This is a genomic window from Pseudomonas cucumis, from assembly GCF_030687935.1.
Taxonomy (GTDB): domain Bacteria; phylum Pseudomonadota; class Gammaproteobacteria; order Pseudomonadales; family Pseudomonadaceae; genus Aquipseudomonas; species Aquipseudomonas cucumis.
Genome location: NZ_CP117454.1, coordinates 3,631,383 through 3,655,434 on the forward strand (window position 1 = coordinate 3,631,383; position 24,052 = coordinate 3,655,434).

Genomic DNA, 24,052 nt, shown 5'->3' on the forward strand with positions numbered 1-24,052 from the left:
GGTTTAAACGCTGAGCGCAGCGCGCAATTGCGCTTCGAGCTGTGCGGCATCCAGCGCCTGACCGATCAACACCAGACGCGTGGTGCGCGCTTCTTCAGCGCCCCACTGACGGTCGAAGTGCTTGTCGAAGCGCGTGCCCACGCCCTGGATCAGCAGGCGCATCGGCTTGTTCGGCACCGCTGCAAAACCTTTCACCCGCAGGATGCCGTGCTGGACCACCAATTGAGTCAGAGCATCCATCAGCAGGCTTTCGTCGGCTTGGGGCAGCTCAATCGAGATGGAGTCAAACGCGTCGTGGTCGTGGTCGTCTTCACCTTCATGGTGATGATCGTGATGGCTGTGGCGACTGTCGATGTGCTCTTCGGAACCGGCACCGAGGCCGATCAGCACGTCCAGTGGCAGACGGCCGCTGCTGGCTTCGATGACTTTCACCGCTGGCGGCAGTTCTTCGGCGACTTCCAGGCGCACACGGGCCAGGTCTTCAGCGCTGATCAGATCGGCCTTGTTGAGGATCACCAGATCGGCGCTGGCCAGTTGATCGGCGAACAGCTCGTGCAGCGGCGATTCGTGGTCCAGGTTCGGGTCGAGTTTGCGCTGGGCATCGACCTGATCCGGGAACGCAGCGAAGGTGCCAGCAGCGACGGCCGGGCTGTCGACCACGGTGATCACCGCGTCAACCGTGCAGGCGCTGCGGATCTCTGGCCATTGGAAGGCTTGAACCAAAGGTTTTGGCAGGGCCAGACCCGAGGTTTCGATGAGGATGTGGTCGAGGTCGCCGCGACGAGCGACCAGTTCACGCATCACCGGGAAGAATTCTTCCTGAACCGTGCAGCACAGGCAGCCGTTGGCCAGTTCGTAGACGCGACCGTTGGCTTCTTCTTCGGTGCAGCCGATCGAGCACTGCTTGAGGATTTCGCCGTCGATGCCCAGCTCGCCGAACTCGTTGACGATCACCGCGATACGGCGGCCCTGGGCGTTGTCGAGCATGTGGCGCAGCAAGGTGGTTTTGCCCGAGCCGAGGAAGCCGGTAACGATGGTGACGGGGAGTTTGGCCAGTGTTTTCATCGGATGCCCTTTGGCAAGGTGGCGGGCATACGGGACGACAATCGCAGCGGCAGGTGCGCGCGCGCAAGAGTTCCGCCACCGGATCACCCCGCCCGGTTGTAGTGAGAATCTGTATCGAGGCAGGTCTCCTGGCTGACGGTGTGCCAATCGTTCGACTGGCGTTTGCTGCGCCTTCCCGCGACCCTGATGGATCAGGGTTTGCAGTGGCGTGGCAGCGAACATCACCGTTCACAGTTGCGGGGGCAGCCGCGGCATCGACCGCGTTCCCTTCTTAGCTTCGGCAGATGCCGAAGAACCTCGAAAGCGCAAGGCTACGCATCGTGTGGGGGCGGGTCAATGTCCACCTGAGTTCTGTGGCGCCTGAGCCGACGCCTTCGCGAGCAAGCCCGCTCCCACATTTGAAATGCGTTCCCCTGTGGGAGCGGGCTTGCTCGTGAAAGGAGCGGCTCGGTATCCAAGTGAGAACCCTTGCCAATTGACGCCCAACCCCCGCCCATGCTCTCCTACACACCTTGTTACGGGTGCCCTTCACAGGGTGAAACGGGAAACCGGTGAATCATGTGCTTTACTCTAAAGCCATGTCAGTCCGGTGCTGCCCCCGCAACGGTAAGCGAGTGAAGCGTCAGATCCACTGTGCCCGTCACACGGCATGGGAAGGTGATGCTTGCAGGTTTCGGCGCAAGCCCTGCCCCTCGCGAGCCCGGAGACCGGCCCGCAACACTAAAGTGACTTTTACGTTCACTGAATAACAAACCCGCGGTGGGCGGGCGCTGTTCGAAATCTCTGCGTGCCCCGGCGTGCGGCGGTTTTCATGCGCTCTATTCACCCGCTGACAGACCAGAGGGAAGCGCCATGTCGATCATCAGCAGCACCGGCAGCAACACCGATAAAAAGATCACGATCAGCACCACCACAACCCTGAGCCAACGCCTGACCGCCGCTTTTTGTGCGTCGATCCTTGGCGCCAGCCTTGTGTACTTCGCCGGTTTCTCGCACATCGAAGCGGTACACAACGCCGCGCACGATACCCGTCACAGCTCCGCCTTTCCGTGCCATTGAGACCTGCTGACATGATCAAGCGTATTGCGCAAACCGCAGGTTTTACCGGGCTGCTGGCCGCCCTGCTGTTGACCCTGCTGCAAAGCTTCTGGGTCGCCCCGCTGATTTTGCAGGCCGAGACCTACGAAAAATCCGAGCCGGCCGCCGTTGAAGTCCACGAGCACGCTGCTGGTGCAGTCGCCGCTCACACCCACGATGCCGAAGCCTGGGAGCCGGAAGACGGCTGGCAGCGCGTGCTGTCGACCACCGGCGGCAATCTGGTGGTGGCAGTCGGTTTCGCCCTGATGCTTGCGGGCCTCTACACCTTGCGCGCTCCACGCCGTACCTCTCAGGGCCTACTCTGGGGGCTGGCCGGTTACGCGACGTTCGTGTTGGCGCCAACCCTCGGTCTGCCACCTGAACTGCCAGGCACAGCCGCAGCGGACCTGGCGCAACGGCAGATCTGGTGGATTGGCACTGCCGCGTCCACCGCTGTCGGCATCGCGCTGATCGTGTTCAGCCGCCACTGGCTGATGAAGATCCTCGGTGTAGCGATTCTGGCCGTTCCGCACGTCATTGGCGCGCCGCAACCGGAAGTCCATTCGATGCTGGCGCCGCAAGCCCTGGAAGCGCAATTCAAAATCGCTTCGCAGCTGACCAACATGGCGTTCTGGCTGGCCCTGGGCCTGATCAGCGCCTGGTTGTTCCGCCGCAAAAGCGATGGCCAATACTCCGCATGACTGACATCAGCGCAGTGCCGACCCTGGTGGTCGGCCTGGGCTGCCAGCGCGGCTGCCCCGTCAGCACGCTGCGGGCGCTGCTTGATCAGGCGTTACAGGCCCATCAAATCGAGCTTCGTGAGATCAAGGCCTTGGCCAGTATCGACCTCAAGCGCGAAGAACCCGCCCTGATCGAACTGGCTGAGCAACTGGCATTGCCGCTGATGTACTTCAGCAGCGAACAATTGGCCGGTTATGAACCGCAACTCAGCCACCACTCGGACATCGCGTTCGAGCGCACCGGCTGTTACGGCGTAGCGGAAAGTGCCGCGCTGGCACTGGCCGAACAACTTGCTCAGGCACCGGCAAAGTTGCTGATTCCACGACAAAAATACGCCCAGGCCACCCTTGCATTGGCCAGCGCCGCGTAAAATCCCCGATAATCCCCGCCTTCGATCATGAGCAATCTTCATCTGAAGTGTGCCCATGCCCTTTTTCTGACAGGAAACGACGATGACCGTCTACTTCATTGGCGCAGGCCCCGGCGACCCGGAACTGATCACCGTCAAAGGCCAGCGGCTGATTCGTAGCTGCCCGGTCATCATCTATGCAGGCTCCCTGGTCCCTGCCGCTGTGCTGGAGGGTCACCGGGCCGAACAGGTGGTCAACAGCGCCGAATTGCACCTGGAACAGATCATCGAGCTGATCAAGACCGCCCATGCCAACGGCCAGGACGTGGCCCGGGTGCATTCCGGCGATCCGAGCCTGTACGGGGCGATTGGCGAGCAGATTCGCTACTTGCGTGAACTCGACATTCCTTTCGAAATCATTCCCGGCGTCACCGCCACCGCCGCCTGCGCGGCCCTGTTGGGTGCTGAACTGACCCTGCCGGACGTGTCACAGAGCGTGATTCTGACCCGCTACGCCGACAAGACCGCGATGCCGGCCGGTGAAGAGCTCGGTAGCCTGGCGCAGCATGGGGCGACCATGGCAATCCACCTGGGGGTCAATCATCTGGAGAAGATCCTTGCCGAATTGCTACCGCACTACGGCGCCGATTGCCCGATCGCGGTGATTCATCGGGCGACCTGGCCGGATCAGGATTGGGTAGTGGGGACGCTGGCGGATATTGCCGGGAAGGTTCAAGCCAAGGGATTTCGCCGCACGGCGCTGATTCTGGTGGGTCGGGTGTTGGGTAGCGATCACTTCAGTGAGTCGTCGCTGTATCGCGCGGGGCATGCGCATTTGTATCGCCCATAGGACGCCATCGCGGGCAAGCCCGCTCCCACAGGTTTTGAGTCGATCACAGTATTGCGGCCAACACAAAACTTGTGGGAGCGGGCTTGCCCGCGAAGGGGCCATTGAATTCGACCCACAAAAAACGGCGCTCACGGGGCGCCGTTTTTCATTTTGCAGCGAACACCTTAGTAGTAGGCGTTTTCTTTCTGCGTGTGGTCGGTCACGTCACGAACGCCCTTGAGCTCGGGAATGCGCTCGAGCAAGGTGCGCTCGATGCCTTCGCGCAGGGTAACGTCTGCCTGGCCGCAGCCTTGGCAACCGCCGCCGAATTTCAGTACGGCGATACCGTCTTCGACCACATCGATCAGGCTGACCTGACCGCCGTGGCTGGCCAGCCCCGGGTTGATTTCGGTTTGCAGGTAGTAGTTGATGCGCTCGTTGACCGGGCTGTCAGCGTTGACCATCGGTACTTTGGCGTTTGGCGCCTTGATGGTCAGCTGGCCACCCATGCGGTCGGTGGCGTAGTCGACTACCGCATCGTCCAGAAACGCTTCGCTGAACGAGTCGATGTAAGCGGTGAAACTTTTGAGCCCCAGCGCCGTGTCTTCAGGTTTTTCTTCGCCCGGCTTGCAGTAGGCAATGCAGGTTTCGGCGTACTGGGTGCCAGGCTGGGTGATAAAGACGCGGATGCCGATCCCCGGGGTGTTCTGCTTGGAGAGCAGATCGGCCAGGTAATCGTGGGCGGCGTCGGTAATGGTAATAGCGGTCATGGAAACTCCTCGCAGGCTTGGACGCAGTTTACGCCAATCATCGCGCCGGACAAAGTCCTAGTATTTTTGTCGGGAAAGATGCGCCTGTCGATGGTCCTCTGATCACCGCTCCTACAAGGGTTCGGTCAGGGTTCGGCGGTGCGTGTTCAGGCCCTCGATCAAAGATTCTCGTAGCGGTTCATATCCAGCACGCCCTCTTCCACCGGGTCGGTGTCGTGGATGTAGCGGCTCAGATCATGGAAATACTGCCAGAACTGCGGATGACTGCGGCGAATGCCCCAGCGTTCGACGATTCTCTCGAAACTGGCAGCATCCTTCGCGTTTTCCATCGCATCGACGAACGCGGGCACTTGCCCGGCCGGGATGTTGAACATGAAGTTCGGATAACTGCTGAGAACACCCGGATAGATCGTCAACGTATCGAGCCCTGGCTGATAGCGCAGCGACTCACCGAGCAGGAACGCCACGTTGCTGTGGGCGCGGTTGCGCAGCAGGCTGTAGACCTCGCGTTTGCCGCTTTGGGTCTCGATGCGCAACATCGTGGCTTCTGGCAACTGATCGATGACCTTCAGCCCCGCAGCCGGACGTGAAGTCAGGCGGCTCAAGGCCTGTTCGGCGTTCTGCAACGCCAGATCGATGTTCGGCCGCGAGCAGTAGGCACCATCGCAACGGTTGATCGGGTCGGGCTTGGCATTGAGGTCGCCGTACCGGGCCAGCAATTGCAGGGCAAAATCGCGTTTCGGGTCCTTTTCGTCCAGCGTCAGCGCCGTTGGTTTGTCGTTATCGATGTACTCATAATCCAGCCACATCTTGAATTTGCCGCCGTTCTGATACCAATCGTCGAGGTAGCCATCCCGTGAGTCGGCCGGCATCAAGCGCAAGAAATTCTGCTCGGCACCGTTGCGAATCAGGTCGAAGTACAGTCGGGTCTGGGCCTGATGGGATACGTTGCCGAATACATCGAAGTTGACCGCCAACTGGTAATACGTGCGTTCCAGCAGCGGGTAATCGAACAGCCAAATGGTTTGCGGCACGTCACCGATCAGGCCTTTGTTCACCGAGGCGCTGTCGAAATGCCGGAAGATGCTCAGCAGCGCGTTGTCATTGCCCGCCCACAAGGTCGACCAGCTCGGCGCCGGCAGATCGGCATAATTGTCCCGGCGCAGCGCTTCGTACTCGTTGCGTTTGTCGCGGTAGTCGTGCCACAGGCTCAGAACACTGCCGACGTCATCGTTCTGCCCCGGCATCGCCAGCAACGGCGTGGCCTGGCCGCGATAATTCGGGTCGGTGATGTAAAGGTCATGCTCGGGGGCCTGGAACAGCGCCCAGAAGTTGTCGCGGATCACGTCGGTGGCGATCTGGCCCCGGCAGACCGGGCCACGAATAAAGGTACGCACGAAGTACTCGGCGTTATCGAGCATGAACTGGTAACGCGCCTGAGCCGGAATGGCCTCAAAGGTCGTGAACGGATTGGCCCGTCGCTCCGGCCCGTAACCCGGCAGCGCATTGACCTGCCAATTGCCGCTGTAAAACAGGCTTTTGATCCGCGCCATCTTCGCCGCGCTCAGCGGGTAGGTGATGTGGGTCTTGTGCACGATCACGCCTTGCACCGGCCATAAACGGTAGTAAACCTGAGTGCCCGGATCGTCATTCGGACGGCGAGTGTTGATCAGATCGATCGGCTGCCCGGTCGGCGTGCGCGAACGTACCCACTGAAAGAAATGCCCCGGCTCGCCGTCCTTGAAATAGAGGTGCGCCAGGAACCAGTGCTCGAACAACCAGCGCCCCACCAAGCTCTCCCGGGCGCCCGGCGCGTTGAGCAAATTTTCCCACTGCACCACCTGCAAGGCTTCCTTGGCGCTGGGAACCAGGCCGTGCTCATCAATCGGCGCACCGGAGGCCAGCCAGCGTTGCAACGTCTGGTATTGCTGATCGGTCAGGCCGGTGACCGCCAACGGCATGCCTTCTTTCGGGTGGGAGCTGGCATAACCGTCGAACTCCGCCGGCATGGCGCACATGTTTTCCCGGTTCAGGCCCAGGACGATGTCTTCCGGCAACTTGGCGTTAGGTTGCAACGGCGTTTTGTGGCCCAGTTCGAGCATGCGCGCCATCAGCGCCGCCTGGCTGCCCTGGGCGTCAAGCACCGAATAAAAGCCTTTTTGCTGCCAGGCACGCTTGCCGAAGGCGTCATAAAATAGCCGGGTCGGCGCTGCGGTCTGGCTACGCTCGCCGTCATAGACAGGCGCCTTCGTCGCGCCTCGAACCGCCCCTTCGCCACTGCCCAGATTGAGCTGACAGGCGGAGTCGTAGCAGGCATGGCAGGCCACGCACTTTTCGGTGAAGATCGGTTGAATGTCGCGGACGTAGGAAACATCCGGACCTTGTGCAGCGGCGCCCCCGCTTAAAAACAGCATCAATAGGCTGGTGACGACGCGATACGACATATCCCTGGTCCTGATCATGAGAAAACGCCGCGATTCTACCGGCCTGGCCCTCGTACCAACATGAACGATATTCATGCAAAACCCGCACATGCTCCAAAAGCGCACAGGTTTGTTATCATCCCGGGCCTTCGTCATGGCCTTACCGAGTAGTCCAAATGTCCGATCGCAGCGTTCGCCTTCAAGCTCTCAAGCACGCCCTCAAAGAGCGCATCCTGATTCTCGATGGCGGCATGGGGACGATGATCCAGAGCTACAAGCTCGAGGAGCAGGATTACCGTGGCAAACGCTTCGCCGACTGGCCGAGCGACGTGAAAGGCAACAACGACCTGTTGGTGCTGACGCGCCCGGACGTGATTGGTGCTATTGAAAAAGCCTACCTGGATGCCGGCGCCGACATTCTGGAAACCAACACCTTCAACGCCACCCAAGTGTCCCAGGCCGACTACGGCATGCAGGGCCTGGCGTACGAACTCAACGTAGAAGGCGCACGCCTGGCGCGCAAGGTGGCGGACGCCAAGACCCTGGAAACCCCGGACAAGCCGCGTTTTGTCGCCGGCGTGCTCGGCCCGACCAGCCGTACCTGCTCGCTGTCACCTGACGTGAACAACCCCGGCTACCGCAACGTGACCTTCGATGAGCTGGTGGAAAACTACACCGAGGCCACCAAAGGCCTGATCGAAGGCGGCGCCGACCTGATCCTGATCGAAACCATTTTCGACACCCTCAACGCCAAAGCCGCGATTTTCGCTGTGCAGGGTGTTTACGAAGAGTTGGGCGTCGAGTTGCCGATCATGATCTCCGGCACCATCACCGACGCCTCTGGCCGCACCCTCTCCGGCCAGACCACCGAAGCGTTCTGGAACTCCGTGGCCCACGCCAAGCCGATCTCCGTCGGCCTGAACTGCGCCCTGGGCGCCAGTGAACTGCGCCCATACCTGGAAGAACTGTCGAACAAGGCCAGCACCTACGTGTCGGCGCACCCGAACGCCGGCCTGCCGAACGAGTTCGGCGAGTACGACGAACTGCCAGCGCAAACCGCCAAGGTCATCGAAGAGTTCGCCCAAAGCGGCTTCCTGAACATCGTCGGCGGCTGCTGCGGCACCACGCCGGGCCACATCGAAGCCATCGCCAAAGCGGTGGCCGGTTATGCGCCGCGTGAAATCCCGGACATTCCCAAGGCCTGCCGCCTGTCGGGCCTGGAACCGTTCACCATCGATCGCAGCTCGCTGTTCGTCAACGTCGGCGAGCGCACCAACATTACCGGTTCCGCCAAGTTCGCCCGGCTGATCCGTGAAGACAACTACACCGAAGCCCTGGAAGTCGCCCTGCAACAGGTCGAAGCCGGCGCCCAGGTGATCGACATCAACATGGACGAAGGGATGCTCGATTCGAAGAAGGCCATGGTGACCTTCCTCAATCTGATTGCCGGTGAACCGGACATCTCCCGCGTGCCGATCATGATCGACTCCTCCAAGTGGGAAGTGATCGAAGCCGGCCTCAAGTGCATCCAGGGCAAGGGCATCGTCAACTCCATCAGCATGAAGGAAGGCGTCGAGCAGTTCATTCATCACGCCAAACTGTGCAAGCGCTATGGCGCCGCCGTGGTGGTGATGGCCTTCGATGAAGCCGGCCAGGCCGACACCGAAGCGCGCAAGAAAGAAATCTGCAAACGCTCCTACGACATTCTGGTCAACGACGTCGGCTTCCCGCCGGAAGACATCATCTTCGACCCGAACATCTTCGCCGTGGCCACCGGTATCGAAGAACACAACAACTACGCTGTGGACTTCATCAACGCCTGCGCCTACATCCGCGACGAACTGCCGTACGCCCTGACCTCCGGCGGCGTATCGAACGTGTCGTTCTCGTTCCGTGGCAACAACCCGGTGCGCGAGGCGATTCACTCGGTGTTCCTGCTGTATGCGATCCGTAATGGCCTGACCATGGGCATCGTCAACGCCGGCCAACTGGAGATCTACGATCAGATTCCAGCCGAGCTGCGCGACGCCGTCGAAGACGTGATCCTCAACCGCACCCCGGAAGGCACCGACGCCCTCCTCGCCATCGCCGACAAGTACAAGGGCGACGGCAGCGTCAAGGAAGCCGAGACCGAAGAGTGGCGCAACTGGGACGTCAACAAGCGTCTGGAACATGCGCTGGTCAAGGGCATCACCACACATATCGTGGAAGACACCGAAGAGTCGCGCCTGTCGTTCTCGCGCCCGATCGAAGTGATCGAAGGCCCATTGATGGCGGGTATGAACATCGTCGGCGACCTGTTCGGCGCCGGCAAAATGTTCCTGCCGCAGGTGGTGAAGTCCGCCCGCGTGATGAAACAGGCCGTGGCCCACTTGATCCCGTTCATCGAACTGGAAAAAGGCGACAAGCCGGAAGCCAAGGGCAAGATCCTCATGGCCACGGTCAAGGGCGATGTGCACGACATCGGCAAAAACATTGTTGGCGTGGTGCTGGGTTGTAACGGCTACGACATCGTCGACCTTGGAGTGATGGTGCCGGCGGAGAAGATCCTGCAAGTCGCCAAGGAACAGAAGTGCGACATCATCGGCCTGTCCGGTTTGATCACGCCTTCGCTGGACGAAATGGTTCACGTGGCCCGCGAGATGCAACGTCAGGACTTCCATCTGCCGTTGATGATCGGTGGCGCGACCACTTCCAAGGCGCACACGGCGGTGAAGATCGAGCCCAAGTACAGCAACGACGCGGTGATCTACGTCACCGATGCCTCCCGCGCCGTGGGCGTGGCGACGCAGTTGCTGTCCAAGGAGCTGAAGGCCGGTTTCGTCGAGAAGACTCGCCTGGAGTACATCGACGTTCGCGAGCGCACCGCCAACCGCAGCGCCCGTACCGAACGCCTGAGCTACCCGGTGGCCATCGCCAAGAAGCCGCAGTTCGACTGGGGTAGCTACGAACCGGTCAAACCGACGTTCACCGGCGCCAAGGTGCTGGACAATATCGACCTTAAAGTTCTGGCCGAATACATAGACTGGACGCCGTTTTTCATCTCCTGGGACCTGGCCGGTAAATTCCCGCGCATCCTGCAAGACGAAGTGGTCGGTGAAGCCGCCACCGCGTTGTACGCCGATGCCCAGGAAATGCTTGCCAAACTGATCGACGAAAAACTCATCAGCGCCCGTGCGGTGTTCGGCTTCTGGCCAGCCAATCAGGTGCGCGACGATGACATCGAAGTCTACGGCGATGACGGCAAGCCATTGGCCAAGCTGCACCACTTGCGCCAGCAGATCATCAAGACCGACGGCAAGCCGAACTTCTCCCTGGCTGACTTCGTTGCGCCCAAAGACAGTGGCGTGACCGACTACGTGGGTGGCTTTATCACCACCGCCGGCATCGGCGCCGAAGAAGTGGCCAAGGCCTATCAGGATGCCGGCGACGACTACAACTCGATCATGGTCAAAGCCCTGGCTGACCGTTTGGCCGAGGCCTGTGCCGAGTGGCTGCACCAACAGGTGCGTAAAGACTACTGGGGCTATGCCAAGGACGAGACGCTGGATAACGAGGCGTTGATCAAAGAGCAATACACCGGCATCCGCCCTGCTCCAGGCTACCCAGCCTGCCCGGATCACACCGAGAAAGCCACACTGTTCAAGCTGCTGGACCCGGAAGCGGAAGAACTCAAGGCCGGCCGCAGTGGCGTGTTCCTCACCGAGCACTACGCCATGTTCCCGGCGGCAGCGGTCAGCGGCTGGTACTTCGCTCACCCGCAAGCGCAATACTTCGCCGTGGGCAAGATCGACAAGGATCAGGTGCAGAGCTACACCTCGCGCAAAGGTCAGGAATTGAGCGTGACCGAGCGCTGGCTGGCGCCTAACCTGGGTTACGACAACTAACCCCCATTCCCTGTGGGAGCGAGGCTTGCCCGCGAAGAACGATGACGCGGTTTCCCTGTGAGACCGCGTTATCGTTCTTCGCGGGCAAGCCTCGCTCCTACAGGACTGCGTGGATTGTCTATGCTTGCTTTACATGCATGCGTGACGGGGGATTTATGGACGATCCAGTCGACAACAACAAACCACCGACCTTCTGGCAGATGCTGCACAGCGTCATGGCGGCGGCGTTCGGGGTGCAGAGCGGGAAGAACCGGGCTCGGGATTTCACCCATGGCAAGCCGAGTCATTTCGTGATTCTGGGGATTCTGTTCACGGCGGTGTTCGCGTTGACGCTGTTTGGCATCGTCAAACTGGTGGTGCACCTGGCGGGTATCTGAACCGGCTCAGTGCATCAGGGTTTGCAAGCTGAACGGGTAGCGATATGACGTCGGTCGGCCCTTGGCCGAGAGTTTCCGGAAATCCACGGCGTAATCCTGAGTCGCATTCAACGCCAGCAATCGCTTGGCTTGTGCGTGATCGATCAGCTGCAACAGCGGGATCTGCCGGTCGCGCCCGCCGTACAGGCTGACATCCACCCCCTGCTCGTAGTCATGCAGTTGCACCAGGGCCCAACCACCCAGGGTGAAGTGCCCGCCCAGCAGCACGCTCAACCGCCCCTCCAGTAGCGCCTGCAACGCGGCCGGTGAATTGTTGACGGCGCTGAACAGCACGTCCTTGCCGGGTTGACCACCCGTTTCGGCGTAGGCCTGCATGGCGCCAAAGGCCATTTCATCGTTGGCCGACCAGACCAGCGACGTTTGCGGATAACGCTTGAACAATAACCTGGCCTGTTCATAGGCGCGCTTGCGGTTCCAGCCGCCATAGACCAACTGGCGCAACCGCACTTCAGGGTGTTCGGCCAATGCCCGCATCATGCCCTTCTCACGCTGTTGCGCGGCTGGGGTGATCTTCAGGCCGGAAAAGGCCACGAGGTCAATGACTTCACCAGGTGCGATTGGGCGATGCAGGCGAATCAGCTCCTTGAGCATCAGGTAGCCACCCTCCTCATTGTTGGGCACCAGGCTGCCCAACCAGTCGGGGTACTTGTCCGGCTGGGCGCCGAGCAGGCGCATCTGGTCTGCGGTCAGGCCGTTGTTGACCAAAAACAGCTTCACGCCGCTGCCTTGAGCCAGGCGCAGGATTTCGGGGGCGACGTACAGTTCGTTGACGAACACCAGATAATCTGGTCGATTCGGCCCTTGCAGAGCTTCGCGGGCCTGCTTGAGGGTCGTTTCAGCGTTTCGCTCGGAATACTGGATGTGCAAATCCATGCCCAGGTCCTTGGCCGCGGCCTGCATGAACTGCGAGTAACTGACCCAGAACGTCTCTTGGGTGGTCCCGGGATTGAGGAACAACACCGACGCCGCCTGGGCACACGCCCCCATGCCAAGCGTCAGCACTACACCACAGAGATACTTCAACATTAACGTCCGAGCCCCCGAAAATCCGCCGCGCATTATAGCCAGCGAAGTTCCTTGAAACGGCGCTTATTCCGTTTTTTGTCCGACAATCGTCGGCACCGGCCCGGACGGGGTCGTTTATTGATGGCTGACCCAGAACACCGCTGTGCCCACGACCAGGATGATCAGGAACAAAATCGCCCAAGCATCGACCGTGCTATCGCTTTTCCTTGCTTTGGTGGGGTTGCTCATTGCATCGCCTCTTGTCGGTTTTATCGGTGATTGCATAAAGACTCGAGCACAGTTAAGACGATGATTGCCCGCACCACAAATGTGGGTTTTACTCCCATGTGTTTCATTAGTCGTTTTGGTTCTTTACATATACTCAAACATCACTTTTGCGCATAACTGCAAACTGGTATCTTGCCTCCGCTCCGTTGGGAGTGCGCGGCCGTGCGCGCAGAATTGCCGAGGCAGTATCGGAGACTTCAGCAAGCGAAAAACGCAACTGGATCCGACCGGCCCAAGCCTGAGAACAGGACTTATATGTACGTATACGACGAGTACGATCAGCGGATCATCGAGGACCGCGTCAAGCAGTTCCGTGATCAGACCCGACGCTATCTGGCAGGCGAGCTGAGCGAAGAAGAATTCCGCCCCCTGCGCCTGCAAAATGGCCTTTATATCCAGCGCTTCGCGCCGATGCTGCGGGTGGCGGTGCCTTATGGCCAACTGACTTCGCGCCAGACGCGAATGATGGCCAAGATTGCCCGCGACTATGACAAGGGCTATGCCCACATCAGTACCCGGCAGAACGTGCAGTTCAACTGGCCGGCCCTGGAAGACATCCCGGACATCCTGGCTGAACTGGCGACCGTGCAGATGCATGCGATCCAGACCAGCGGCAACTGCCTGCGCAACGTCACCACCGACCAGTTCGCCGGTGTTGCGGCCGACGAGTTGATCGACCCGCGTCCATGGTGCGAAATCGTCCGTCAGTGGACCACGTTCCACCCGGAATTCGCCTACCTGCCGCGTAAATTCAAAATCGCCATCAACGGTTCGACGTCTGACCGTGCGGCCATCGAAGTCCATGACATTGGCCTTGAGCCGGTGCACAACGCCGCAGGCGAACTGGGCTTCCGTGTGCTGGTCGGTGGCGGCCTGGGCCGTACCCCGGTGGTGGGCGCGTTCATCAACGAGTTCCTGCCATGGCAAGACCTGTTGAGCTACCTCGACGCCATCCTGCGGGTCTACAACCGCTACGGCCGTCGCGACAACAAGTACAAGGCGCGGATCAAGATTCTGGTCAAGGCCCTGACGCCTGAAGTGTTCGCGCAAAAAGTCGACGCGGAAATGGAACACCTTCGCGGTGGCCAGACCACGTTGACCGAGGCCGAAGTGCATCGCGTGGCCAAACACTTCGTCGATCCCGAATACAAGGCTCTGGACAACCAGACTGCCGAACTGGCCGAACTCGACAAACAGCACCCAGGCTTCGCCCGCTGGCGCACCCGCAATACCCTGGCTCACAAGAAGCCAGGTTATGTCGCCGTGACCCTCTCCCTGAAGCCGACCGGTGTTGCACCGGGCGACATCACCGACAAGCAGCTCGACGCCGTGGCCGACCTGGCCGACCGTTACAGCTTCGGTCAGCTGCGCACATCTCACGAGCAGAACATCATTCTGGCCGACGTTGAACAAAGTCAGTTGTTCGCGATGTGGGGCGAGTTACGCGAGCAGGGCTTCGCCACGCCGAACATCGGCTTGCTGACCGACATCATCTGCTGCCCGGGTGGCGACTTCTGCTCCCTGGCCAACGCCAAGTCGATCCCGATCGCCGAGTCGATCCAGCGTCGCTTCGAAGACCTGGATTACCTGTTCGATATCGGCGAACTGGACCTGAACATCTCTGGCTGCATGAACGCCTGTGGTCACCACCACGTCGGCCACATCGGCATCCTCGGGGTGGACAAGAAAGGCGAAGAGTTCTACCAGGTATCCCTGGGTGGCAGCGCCAGTCGCGATGCGAGCCTGGGCAAGATCCTCGGCCCGTCTTTCGCACAGGAAGCCATGCCTGACGTGATCGAGAAGCTGATCGACGTGTACATCGAACAACGTACCGAAGACGAGCGCTTCATCGACACCTATCAGCGTATCGGCATCGACCTCTTCAAGGAGCGCGTCTATGCAGCGAATAATTAAGAACAACGAAGTCGTCGACGAAACCTGGCACCTGCTGCCGAAGGACTTCAACATCGACGAGATCAGCAATTGCGACGACCTTATCGTCCCGCTGCAACTGTGGCGCGAACACAGCCGTATGCTCAAGGCTCGCGATGGCGGCTTGGGCGTGTGGCTGGACGCCGATGAAGAAGCCGAAGAAATCGGAGATGACGTCGATCAGTTCCAGGTCATCGCCTTGAACTTCCCGGCGTTCACCGATGGACGCAACTACTCCAACGCCCGCCTGCTGCGTGACCGTTATGGTTTCAAAGGCGAGCTGCGGGCGATCGGCGATGTACTGCGCGACCAACTGTTCTACATGCATCGCTGCGGTTTCGATGCCTTTGCATTGCGCGCCGATAAAGACCCGTACGAAGCCCTGGAAAGTCTCCAGGATTTCTCGGTGACGTATCAGGCCGCCACCGACGAGCCGCTGCCGCTGTTCCGTCGCCGTTGATGTCCAGGCCTTGAACCCTTTGCGGGGTTCAAGGCCATCCTCTAGGCCTGCTCGGCGATCACCGGAAATGGCCGCCCCATCGCCACCCAATCGCGATAAAGCCTGGCCCGATCCTCCAGCGACATGAACATCTCCAACGGATTTTCAGCATCGACCTCTGTGCCCTCGACCACCCAGATCAGCCAGTTCCACAACTCGTCCGATGCCTGCGCCTCGCTCAACAGTCGCCAGACCCTCCCTTGCAACTCCAGATAATCGACCTGAAAGTCCGCCGTCAGGCTGAGCCCATCAATGAGCCTCAGGAAACGACTGCCTGACGGCTTGACCGCCAATTGCTGCCAGATCGTTCGCCTGGCTTGCCGCAGTGCTTCGTCACCCTCCTGCAACCACGCAACCGGATTGCCATAATCGGCTCCTGGCGCGCTCAACCAAAGGTTGATCCCGGTGCGCTGTCGATGCCTGATCAGGCGTAGCAGCGTGTCTTCGTCCGTCAGCGGATTGCCCCAGAGCTTTACCCGATCCCGGGCAATGGCCTGGCTCAATACCGCCGGCGGAACCCGGGTTATTCGGTTGTCACGCAGGTCCAGCAACGTCAGGTAGGGCTCGTCCCGAATCCCGATGGGGCACGAACTGATCTCTGTTTTCCTCAAGTTCACCTCCCGCAGTTTGTCCATCCCTAACAACACAGGCGAAACACTCAGGGGGTTTTCACTCAAGTCCAGTGATTGCAAGTTGATCAAGTCACACAGTTGAGACGCCGTGTCCTCCCTGAATTTGAGAAACGCGGTTTTCAGATTCAGCGTTGTGAGATGGCTCATTCGCGGGATCGCCGGCGGTAGAACGCTCTCCAATACCTCCATGGCATCAGGCAGTCGCAGATCGACTTTCTCCAGACTCAATACGCGCAGGTTGGGGAAAGATTCAAGAAACCCGTTCAAGCTCTCACGTTCCGTCAGGTGCAATCCGCGCATCGACAACTCAATCACGTCGTTGAACTTGACGTTCATGACCGGCAAGCGGTGGTAGTCCTCGAACTCCAGATCCAGTTTGTATCCCACTAACGCTTCGCCGGAATAGAGACGATTGGTCTGCGGCGGGCACTTTTGCCAGATTGAGATCAGCTCGTCAGCCAGTTCCATCCGGGTCTCGCGCTCGAACTCCATCGTGTACTGCACCAGCGCGACGTTATGCTCCGCGATTTGTGCATGAGTCATGCCCACGGCGTCCTCGTCGCCAGCGGCCAGAAAGTCGATGTCCATGTCATCGAGATCCAGTAAGGTCCGGTCAATCCAACTGGTCAAATCCGTACTCAATTGCTCGAACTGTTGCTTCAGACCATCGAGGTGTGACTGAGCGCTTGCTCCGGCATGTTGCAGCCATTCATCGGCCTGCGCGTTGCTGAATTCGGGATAGAGCTCCCTCACTTGCAGCCTCATCGTCTGGTGGGTCAACGCTGCGGCCTGCGGAGTCGTCGGAAAACCGCCACCCCTCAAACCCTGCATTTCGAAAGGCAGCCCCCCGTCCATTCTGCCCAGGCCCAAGGCGAACTCGGCGCGTGACAGTGCCCGGTCGCGGAGTTTGAGCTTCAGTTCGCTGGCCGGGTTCAGCGACTGTAACTGCAGCGCCACCCGCTCGTCCGCGGACAACACACCGATGATGGCCCCGTAAAAATCCGTGCGCGCGATGGCTTGGGCGGGCACATCGACGTATTGATAGTGGTCGCCGATTTTGATCAAGCGTCGACAATCAGCCGCATCAAGCGAGCCGCAACGATCCAGCACCCGACCTTGCAGCGAGCCGTCGAGCACCTCGATTCGCAGGCCTTTCGGCCAGCCGGGCAGGTTTTTCAGCGAATGCAAGGCCAGCGTGTCCGAACCGGAATGGGCCACCGACCGCAGATAAAGGCCTTCGTAAGCTCGGGTAAGCCTCACATGCTGCTGGTACTGGCGGGCCTTGCTGTCCAGTTGTCTGAATACTCCCTTGACCTGGCTCGCATCCGGCGTCGCCGTGAACTCTACGCCACAGCGATCAAGCATCTGCTCCACCGCACTTTTCGGCAGGCCGGGATATTGCTGTTGAAACAATCGAACCCATTCATGCTCCGAGTGTTGGAGCGCCTGATAGCGAGCGTTGAACAACTCCACTCGCCGGGCCTGCAACGCCTCGCTTCCGTCAGCCTGCGTTTTGTCCATGGCCTCCACGACGTCCTGATCGATTTTGAAGCGGCTGATAGTGTCGGCCAACACAGGAGTGGGTCGACGACCGGTCTGCATCATTCGCAGCAGATCGTCATCAACAGCGCTGACCTTGCCGATTTGCGCCAGCACTTCGTCGCTGAAGGAATCCACCGGGGCGTCGATCCCTCGCAGCAGGCTCAGACGGGTCGGCATCTGCGCCCCCGACTCCACGGGGGCGACATGAACGGGTGGAGCGCCCACCGACGTACCATCGAGCCGCACAGCGGGCTCCTCGACCCCGTGTTCGGCCCTGGCCAGCGCGGCGGCCTCGGCGCCTTCGCCTTTTAACGAAGCGACAGCCCCAGCCAGCGGCAGTGCATTGAGCAAGCCGAACACGGTTCGCGTCACGCCTTCAGAACGCTCACTGGCCGTTTTCCCCTCAATGGCCTCATGCAGACCGTAACCGGCGTCAATTAGCCCGGCCAGCACCAACAATCCCTCACCTCCGGGCACAAACAACGCCAGCGGCCCGAACTGGTTGATCCATTGCACGATCGGCTCGACGAAAGCGCTCAGATTGTCACGGTTGACCTGGGCATCGTCGCGGATGGTCTTGACGCTGTCCTGGGCGGCCTGCTTCATGGAACTCACCAACTGCGCAAAAGGGTCGGATGCGCCGGGTGAGCGATCAAAGTCGATGTAGTCGTGCGGATCCCAATGGCCATCATTATTGAAGAACCCGGCACTCTTCGTCAGCCTGTGCATTTTGGGATAAATCGCCATGCCCTCCAGCGCGGTCAGTACACCCGCATGAAAGGTGCCGTCCTCGCGATCCTCTTCAGAAAAGTGAGCCGCCAGAGCCTGTTTCGTATTAGCCACCCGGCCCTGCGCCACGATCCACTGACGCAACTGCCGGCTATCGGTGAATTCGTGCAGCGGTGAAGAATTGCCGGGGATGTACAGCAGCACCCTGGAGCCTGATCGCGCTCGAAAACACCAGATATCTGTCGCCGTATAACGGTACAGTTTCAACCGACTCGCCTCGACGCCGGGGGGCATTCTTGTCGGCGCCTGCAGCTGCTTGATCGTCAGTGTTTCCCAGGTCTGCGTGGCGGGCAAACCCGCGGCTTGCATGGCCAGTTCCAGACCCTTTCGGGTGAGGCACCGTTCTTGATATTGCAGCCGGGCCGCCATGACGAAAGCCGCCTTGACCGATGTCCTCAGGGCATAAGAACCGGGAGCAGCAATGACTGCGTCCGACGGCCAGGCCTGATCAAGATAAGTCTGGTATCGACGGGAAAGAAACACCCCCCAGACCCACTGCTTGAAATCGGCAGGCCGCAGATTGATTTGCGTGTGCGGGCCATAGGATTGCGGAACCGTGGCGCGGTAAATGCCTTCATAGGTGTCGTGATTGCCGTTGCCCACATAGGCAAACTCATCGACCTTTTCGACAATGCGCACCGACGGCCCGATGTCGGGCGGTGTGTACAGCCCAAACGCGGTTTCGCCGAAGCGCCCATCACCCACCGTCTGATAATTGCCAAGCAGCGCCTGGATCAGAGAGCGAGAACTCCCCACCTGCCCCTGGTGGACACCGCTCTCAGGAGGATGCCCATGGTAGTTATAGTCGAGCGTTACCAGCAGGGCCGTCTGCGGATCAATGTCGGCCCCCCACTTCTCCTTGATCAAGGACTCGCCAAACTGAGCGGGGGTTTGCGGTAGTGCGGTCTCCACCGCGGCCTTCAGTTCGTTACGTATCAGGACATTGGGCGTTGGGGCGTCGCCATGTGCGTGATCATTCATGTGCATTCCATTGCAAACTATTGGGAATCACCACATTACCCAGCCGCAACTCAAGCGTAAGTCGGAATGATCGGCAGGCCAGTTAGGACGTTTCGCAGAGTCCGCAGGAAAGTGAACAGTCTGGAACGCCGGACGAAAAAAAACCGCGGAAATCCGCGGTTTGATTTTTTCCGGAGACGCCCGCCAGAGGCTTACCAGAAGCGTTGCTGGGTCAACCGGCTCCACCAGCTCAGCAATACGCGATCGATCGAACCGCTGGCCGCGATGCCGATGCGCTCCTGCAGGCTTTTGCGTTCGACGTAATGCAAGTGATAGAGCTCGGACTGCTTGGCCCGTTCGGCAAGGTATTCATCGCTGGTCTTGAGTTCATCCACCAGTTGCTTGTCCAAGGCCGAGACACCCAGCCAGATTTCACCCGTGGCCACTTCATCGATGGCCAGCTGCGGGCGATAGCGGGAAACGAAGTTCTTGAACAGCTGATGGGTGATGTCCAGGTCTTCCTGGAATTTCTCCCGGCCTTTCTCGGTGTTTTCACCGAATACCGTCAGGGTGCGCTTGTACTCGCCGGCCGTCAGTACTTCGAAGTCGATGTCGTGTTTTTTCAACAGGCGATTGACGTTGGGCAACTGCGCCACCACGCCGATCGAGCCGAGGATCGCGAACGGCGCACTGATAATCTTCTCGCCGATGCACGCCATCATGTAGCCGCCGCTGGCCGCGACCTTGTCGATGCACACGGTTAACGGCACGCCGGCGTCACGAATCCGCGCCAGTTGCGAAGACGCCAGGCCATAGCTGTGGACCATGCCACCGCCGCTTTCGAGGCGCAGCACCACTTCATCCTTTGGCGTGGCGAGGGTCAACAGAGCAGTGATTTCATGGCGCAGGCTCTCAGTGGCCGACGCCTTGATGTCACCATCGAAATCCAGCACGAACACCCGTGGTTTGGCCTCAGGTTTCTTCTTTTGCTTTTTCTCGGTTTTAGCCTGGGACTTGCGCAGGGCCTTGAGCTGATCCTTGTCGAGCAAGGTTTGCTCCAGGCGTTCGCGCAGCCCTTTGTAGAAATCATTGAGTTTGTTGACTTGCAGCTGCCCGGCCGACTTGCGCCGCCCTTTGCTGCGCAACGCCGCAAAACTGGCCAGGACCACCAGAATGGCGATCACCAGAGTCACGGTCTTGGCCAGGAAAATGGCGTACTCGAACAAAAGCTCCACAGGGACTCCTTCAATCAATGCGCGGGGTTAACACGCGCGGGATACCTCCAGCATACCCATCCGCCAGCCGGACGACCACTGGCAACAGGCCTGTAACGGGCATTTCAAACAAGCGTATGTTTTTTCATTGACAGCTCACCGCCATCCTCATAACCTCGCCAAACCTTCAACGTACCGGGATGACGCGGACGTGGGCAGCATCTACTTGATTCGACATGGCCAAGCCTCCTTTGGTGCAGACGACTATGACGTTCTGTCGCCGACCGGTATTCGCCAGGCAGAACTCCTCGGCCAGCACCTGGCCGAACTCGGTGTCAGCTTCGATCGCTGCCTGTCGGGCGACCTGCGCCGCCAGCAACACACCGCCAACAGCGCGCTGGAACAATTCGCCGCCGTCGGTATGCCGGTGCCGCTGCTGGAAATCGATTCCGCCTTCAACGAATTCGACGCTGACGCGGTGATCCGCGCCCTGCTGCCGGCCATGTTGGACGACGAGCCCCAAGCGCTGGATATCCTGCGCAACGCCGCACAAAACCGTGCGGAATTCCAACGCATCTTTGCCTTGATCATCGAGCGCTGGCTCGCCGGCACCTACGACACACCGGGCCTGGAGAGCTGGCTGGGTTTCGTCGAACGCGTACAGGCCGGTCTGCATCGATTGCTCGAACAAGCCGACAACACCCAGAAAATCGCCGTGTTCACCTCCGGCGGCACCATCACTGCCCTGCTCCACCTCATTACGCAAATGCCCGCAAAGCAGGCCTTTGAACTGAACTGGCAAATCGTCAACACCTCGCTCAATCTGCTGAAGTTTCGCGGTCGCGAGGTGGCCCTGGCTTCCTTCAACAGTCATGCACACCTGCAACTGCTGAAGGCCCCGGAACTCATCACGTTTCGCTGAGTCCGGATTATTGTGACCCTGGCTGTAATCACCCAGCTCTTATTACCCAAGAAAGGATCGAACCATGACCTCCGTAGCTGATGCCGTACAAGCAATGAAAGCCAAGTTCAACCCAGCCGCTGCTGCCGGTCTGGACCTGGTCTTCGGTTTCCGCATCGACGACACCAAGAACTTCTCGCTGATCGTCAAAGACGGCACCTGCGAACTGCAAGAAGGCGAGAACCCGGACGCCCAGGTCACTCTGGTAATGGACGGCGAAACCCTGGAAGGTATCGTCGACGGTTCGACCGACGGCATGCAAGCGTTCATGGGCGGCAAACTGCGCGCTGAAGGCGACATGATGCTGGCCATGAAACTGTCCGAGCTGTTCCCGGCCTAAGCACGCCGCTCCCGTCTCTCGGGAGCACGTCTGGCTGCAAACGAATCCCGCCCCTTGTGGCGGGATTCGTCGTTTTCGCCCTCGGAAAACGGCTATCTGTGGATTTGCCGACTATATTCCTTCTGGCCGCATGCGTCAGACATCGGCTGTTTGCCCTCACTTCTTTGTGAAGAACTTAGTGGAGAGCAGTGCCATGAGCCCACCTGACGAGCCCAACGACTTCAGCCGTCGCCGTGTATTGCAAGGCCTTTCGGCAGGCGCCGTCGGTGCCTGGGTCAGCCCACTATTCGCAGGGAGTAAAACCATGCCCGATGCTCCGGCCGATCTGATTCTGTACAACGGACGCCTGCACACCGTCGACCGCAAGAAACCCCAGGCCAGTGCTGTCGCGATCAAGGACGGGCGCTTCGTGGTGGTCGGCAGCGATGCCCAGGCCATGGCTCTGCAAGGTCCTGGCACGCAGATCATCGACCTGCATGGCCGAACGGTGATTCCCGGTCTCAACGATTCCCACCTGCACTTGATCCGTGGTGGTCTGAACTACAACCTGGAACTGCGCTGGGAAGGCGTGCCGTCCCTGGCCGATGCCTTGCGCATGCTCAAGGACCAGGCCGATCGCACGCCAACGCCGCAATGGGTGCGGGTAGTCGGTGGCTGGAACGAGTTCCAGTTTGCCGAGAAGCGCCTGCCGACGATTGAAGAACTGAACAAGGCTGCGCCGGACACCCCGGTGTTCGTCCTGCACCTCTACGACCGCGCCCTGCTCAACCGTGCAGCGCTGAAAGTAGTCGGTTATACCCGCGACACGCCGAACCCACCGGGCGGCGAGATCCAGCGCGATGCCAATGGCGACCCCACTGGCATGCTGATCGCCCGCCCCAATGCGATGATCCTCTACTCGACCCTGGCCAAGGGACCGAAGTTGCCTCTGGAGTATCAGGTCAACTCGACCCGCCAATTCATGCGCGAACTCAATCGCCTGGGCGTCACCAGCGCCATCGATGCCGGCGGCGGTTATCAGAATTATCCAGACGATTATCAAGTCATCCAGCAACTGGCCAAAGACCAGCAGCTCACGGTGCGCATTGCCTACAACCTGTTCACCCAGAAACCCAAGGAAGAACTGACTGACTTCAAGAACTGGACCAGCACTTCCCATTACGGTCAGGGCGATGACTTCCTGCGGCACAACGGTGCCGGGGAAATGCTGGTGTTCTCGGCAGCGGATTTCGAAGACTTCCTCGAACCCCGCCCCGACCTGCCGCAAACCATGGAGCAGGAGCTGGAACCGGTGGTGCGGCACCTCGTCGAGCAGCGCTGGCCCTTCCGCCTGCACGCCACCTACAACGAATCCATCAGCCGCATGCTCGACGTGTTCGAGAAGGTCAACCGGGATATTCCGTTCGACGGCTTGCCATGGTTCTTCGATCATGCCGAAACCATCACCCCACGGAACATTGAGCGGGTCAAAGCCTTGGGGGGCGGCATCGCGATACAGGACCGCATGGCGTTCCAGGGCGAGTATTTTGTCGACCGTTACGGCGCGAAGGCGGCTGAAGCGACACCACCGATCGCGCGCATGCTCGCCGAGGGGGTGCCGGTGGGCGCTGGCACCGATGCCACGCGCGTGTCCAGCTACAACCCCTGGACCTCGATGTATTGGCTGGTCAGCGGCCGCACCGTCGGCGGGCTGGCGTTGTACCCGCAAGGTTTGAGCCGGGATACGGCGCTGGAACTGTTCACCCATGGCAGCGCCTGGTTTTCCTCCGAACAAGGCAAGAAAGGCCAGATCAAGGTCGGGCAACTGGCGGACCTGATTGCACTGTCGGCGGACTACTTTCACATCGAAGACGAAGCGATCAAATGGATCGAGTCGGTGCTGACCATTGTCGACGGCAAGATCGTCTACGGCAGCGTGGAGTTTGAAAAACTGGGTCCTCCGCCCATTCCGGTGGTGCCTGAGTGGTCGCCCGTGGTGAATGTACCGGGGCACTGGAAACCATTGGCGCCGCTGACCGCGCAAGCGCACCAGTGTGTGGGCGCTTGCGCGGTGCATGCCCACAGCCATGAGCGGGCGCGGTTGTCGTCAGCGCCGGTCAGTGACTTTCAAGGGTTCTGGGGGGCGTTTGGCTGTTCGTGTTTCGCGTTTTGATTGGGACTTTTGGGCGCTGAGGAAGGCGCCCCTCTGAATCAAGCGAGTAAACCGCTTTTCGTAGGAGCCAGGCTTGCCGGCGAAGGCGATCTCAAGGACGCCTTCGCCGGCAAGCCTGGCTCCTACATGTCTGATTTGCCCTTAACTGACGGGCCAATGA

Annotated in this window: 17 protein-coding genes and 2 riboswitches; of the genes, 11 read left to right on the forward strand and 6 right to left on the reverse strand. The window is 60.0% G+C overall.

What is annotated here, in order from left to right:
* Positions 1 to 3: 3 nt before the first annotated feature.
* The gene (gene cobW, locus PSH97_RS16360) at positions 4 to 1,065 is read right to left on the reverse strand and encodes a cobalamin biosynthesis protein CobW (protein WP_305445817.1); all 1,062 of its coding nucleotides are present in this window, start codon (positions 1,063 to 1,065) and stop codon (positions 4 to 6) included.
* A 101-nt stretch (positions 1,066 to 1,166) separates the two neighbouring features.
* A riboswitch (cobalamin riboswitch) is annotated at positions 1,167 to 1,380 on the reverse strand.
* A gap of 187 nt (positions 1,381 to 1,567) precedes the next feature.
* Positions 1,568 to 1,795, forward strand: a riboswitch (cobalamin riboswitch).
* 122 nt (positions 1,796 to 1,917) lie between these two features.
* Here cobW and PSH97_RS16365 point away from each other — a divergent pair.
* The 4 genes from PSH97_RS16365 (at position 1,918) to cobM (ending at position 4,082) form a co-directional block, all read left to right on the forward strand.
* The gene (locus PSH97_RS16365; protein ID WP_305445818.1) at positions 1,918 to 2,124 is read left to right on the forward strand and encodes a CbtB domain-containing protein; all 207 of its coding nucleotides are present in this window, start codon (positions 1,918 to 1,920) and stop codon (positions 2,122 to 2,124) included.
* An 11-nt stretch (positions 2,125 to 2,135) separates the two neighbouring features.
* Positions 2,136 to 2,843 (forward strand): CbtA family protein, encoded by a 708-nt coding sequence (locus tag PSH97_RS16370; protein ID WP_305445819.1) that lies wholly within the window; start codon positions 2,136 to 2,138, stop codon positions 2,841 to 2,843.
* A complete protein-coding gene (locus tag PSH97_RS16375; protein WP_305445820.1) occupies positions 2,840 to 3,253 on the forward strand; it encodes a cobalamin biosynthesis protein in 414 nt (137 codons plus the stop codon). Before PSH97_RS16370 ends, PSH97_RS16375 begins: the two co-directional genes overlap by 4 nt.
* 82 nt (positions 3,254 to 3,335) lie before the next feature.
* A complete protein-coding gene (cobM, locus tag PSH97_RS16380; protein WP_305445821.1) occupies positions 3,336 to 4,082 on the forward strand; it encodes a precorrin-4 C(11)-methyltransferase in 747 nt (248 codons plus the stop codon).
* Between the two features lie 164 nt (positions 4,083 to 4,246).
* On the opposite strand, the gene nfuA is transcribed toward cobM, so the two are convergent.
* Entirely contained in the window at positions 4,247 to 4,831 is a 585-nt protein-coding gene (nfuA, locus tag PSH97_RS16385) for a Fe-S biogenesis protein NfuA (protein WP_007898222.1), read from the reverse strand.
* A gap of 158 nt (positions 4,832 to 4,989) precedes the next feature.
* A complete protein-coding gene (locus PSH97_RS16390; RefSeq protein WP_305445822.1) occupies positions 4,990 to 7,275 on the reverse strand; it encodes a fatty acid cis/trans isomerase in 2,286 nt (761 codons plus the stop codon).
* A gap of 155 nt (positions 7,276 to 7,430) precedes the next feature.
* Between PSH97_RS16390 and metH the strand changes: the two genes are divergently transcribed.
* Positions 7,431 to 11,141, forward strand: coding sequence for a methionine synthase (metH, locus tag PSH97_RS16395; protein ID WP_223485206.1), 3,711 nt, complete (start codon positions 7,431 to 7,433; stop codon positions 11,139 to 11,141).
* Between the two features lie 155 nt (positions 11,142 to 11,296).
* Positions 11,297 to 11,518, forward strand: a complete 222-nt coding sequence (locus PSH97_RS16400) for a DUF2970 domain-containing protein (RefSeq protein WP_038982938.1) — start codon at positions 11,297 to 11,299, stop codon at positions 11,516 to 11,518.
* A 6-nt stretch (positions 11,519 to 11,524) separates the two neighbouring features.
* Here the strand turns inward: PSH97_RS16400 and PSH97_RS16405 are convergent, their stop codons facing one another.
* A complete protein-coding gene (locus PSH97_RS16405; protein ID WP_305445823.1) occupies positions 11,525 to 12,604 on the reverse strand; it encodes an ABC transporter substrate-binding protein in 1,080 nt (359 codons plus the stop codon).
* A 522-nt stretch (positions 12,605 to 13,126) separates the two neighbouring features.
* On the opposite strand from PSH97_RS16405, the gene PSH97_RS16410 reads away from it, so the two are divergent.
* Positions 13,127 to 14,785 (forward strand): nitrite/sulfite reductase, encoded by a 1,659-nt coding sequence (locus PSH97_RS16410; protein ID WP_305445824.1) that lies wholly within the window; start codon positions 13,127 to 13,129, stop codon positions 14,783 to 14,785.
* Complete coding sequence (locus PSH97_RS16415; protein WP_305445825.1) at positions 14,769 to 15,263, forward strand: DUF934 domain-containing protein; 495 nt, start codon at positions 14,769 to 14,771, stop codon at positions 15,261 to 15,263. The genes PSH97_RS16410 and PSH97_RS16415 overlap by 17 nt, the downstream gene beginning before the upstream one ends.
* Before the next feature lie 41 nt (positions 15,264 to 15,304).
* Here the strand turns inward: PSH97_RS16415 and PSH97_RS16420 are convergent, their stop codons facing one another.
* Together PSH97_RS16420 and sohB are read right to left on the reverse strand one after the other, a co-directional pair.
* Positions 15,305 to 19,246 carry a dermonecrotic toxin domain-containing protein gene (locus PSH97_RS16420; protein WP_305445826.1) on the reverse strand — a complete coding sequence of 1,314 codons (3,942 nt, stop codon included), beginning with the start codon at positions 19,244 to 19,246 and terminating at the stop codon, positions 15,305 to 15,307.
* A gap of 191 nt (positions 19,247 to 19,437) precedes the next feature.
* Positions 19,438 to 20,460, reverse strand: coding sequence for a protease SohB (sohB, locus tag PSH97_RS16425; protein WP_305445827.1), 1,023 nt, complete (start codon positions 20,458 to 20,460; stop codon positions 19,438 to 19,440).
* A gap of 190 nt (positions 20,461 to 20,650) precedes the next feature.
* Here sohB and PSH97_RS16430 point away from each other — a divergent pair, with 190 nt between their 5' ends.
* The 3 genes from PSH97_RS16430 to PSH97_RS16440 all read left to right on the forward strand — a co-directional run bounded on the left by PSH97_RS16430 (position 20,651) and on the right by PSH97_RS16440 (position 23,892).
* On the forward strand, positions 20,651 to 21,361 hold the full coding sequence (locus tag PSH97_RS16430) for a histidine phosphatase family protein (RefSeq protein WP_305445828.1): 711 nt from the start codon (positions 20,651 to 20,653) through the stop codon (positions 21,359 to 21,361).
* A gap of 64 nt (positions 21,362 to 21,425) precedes the next feature.
* On the forward strand, positions 21,426 to 21,740 hold the full coding sequence (locus PSH97_RS16435) for an SCP2 sterol-binding domain-containing protein (protein ID WP_123356684.1): 315 nt from the start codon (positions 21,426 to 21,428) through the stop codon (positions 21,738 to 21,740).
* 304 nt (positions 21,741 to 22,044) lie between these two features.
* Positions 22,045 to 23,892 (forward strand): amidohydrolase, encoded by a 1,848-nt coding sequence (locus tag PSH97_RS16440; RefSeq protein WP_305449815.1) that lies wholly within the window; start codon positions 22,045 to 22,047, stop codon positions 23,890 to 23,892.
* Positions 23,893 to 24,052: the final 160 nt, after the last annotated feature.

Excerpts from the sequence above, each read along its gene's own strand:
- cobW (WP_305445817.1), bottom strand. The coding sequence starts at position 1,065 with ATGAAAACACTGGCCAAACTCCCCGTCACCATCGTTACCGGCTTCCTC.
- PSH97_RS16365 (WP_305445818.1), top strand. The coding sequence starts at position 1,918 with ATGTCGATCATCAGCAGCACCGGCAGCAACACCGATAAAAAGATCACG.
- PSH97_RS16370 (WP_305445819.1), top strand. The coding sequence starts at position 2,136 with ATGATCAAGCGTATTGCGCAAACCGCAGGTTTTACCGGGCTGCTGGCC.
- PSH97_RS16375 (WP_305445820.1), top strand. The coding sequence starts at position 2,840 with ATGACTGACATCAGCGCAGTGCCGACCCTGGTGGTCGGCCTGGGCTGC.
- cobM (WP_305445821.1), top strand. The coding sequence starts at position 3,336 with ATGACCGTCTACTTCATTGGCGCAGGCCCCGGCGACCCGGAACTGATC.
- nfuA (WP_007898222.1), bottom strand. The coding sequence starts at position 4,831 with ATGACCGCTATTACCATTACCGACGCCGCCCACGATTACCTGGCCGAT.
- PSH97_RS16390 (WP_305445822.1), bottom strand. The coding sequence starts at position 7,275 with ATGTCGTATCGCGTCGTCACCAGCCTATTGATGCTGTTTTTAAGCGGG.
- metH (WP_223485206.1), top strand. The coding sequence starts at position 7,431 with ATGTCCGATCGCAGCGTTCGCCTTCAAGCTCTCAAGCACGCCCTCAAA.
- PSH97_RS16400 (WP_038982938.1), top strand. The coding sequence starts at position 11,297 with ATGGACGATCCAGTCGACAACAACAAACCACCGACCTTCTGGCAGATG.
- PSH97_RS16405 (WP_305445823.1), bottom strand. The coding sequence starts at position 12,604 with ATGTTGAAGTATCTCTGTGGTGTAGTGCTGACGCTTGGCATGGGGGCG.
- PSH97_RS16410 (WP_305445824.1), top strand. The coding sequence starts at position 13,127 with ATGTACGTATACGACGAGTACGATCAGCGGATCATCGAGGACCGCGTC.
- PSH97_RS16415 (WP_305445825.1), top strand. The coding sequence starts at position 14,769 with ATGCAGCGAATAATTAAGAACAACGAAGTCGTCGACGAAACCTGGCAC.
- PSH97_RS16420 (WP_305445826.1), bottom strand. The coding sequence starts at position 19,246 with ATGAATGATCACGCACATGGCGACGCCCCAACGCCCAATGTCCTGATA.
- PSH97_RS16435 (WP_123356684.1), top strand. The coding sequence starts at position 21,426 with ATGACCTCCGTAGCTGATGCCGTACAAGCAATGAAAGCCAAGTTCAAC.
- PSH97_RS16440 (WP_305449815.1), top strand. The coding sequence starts at position 22,045 with ATGCCCGATGCTCCGGCCGATCTGATTCTGTACAACGGACGCCTGCAC.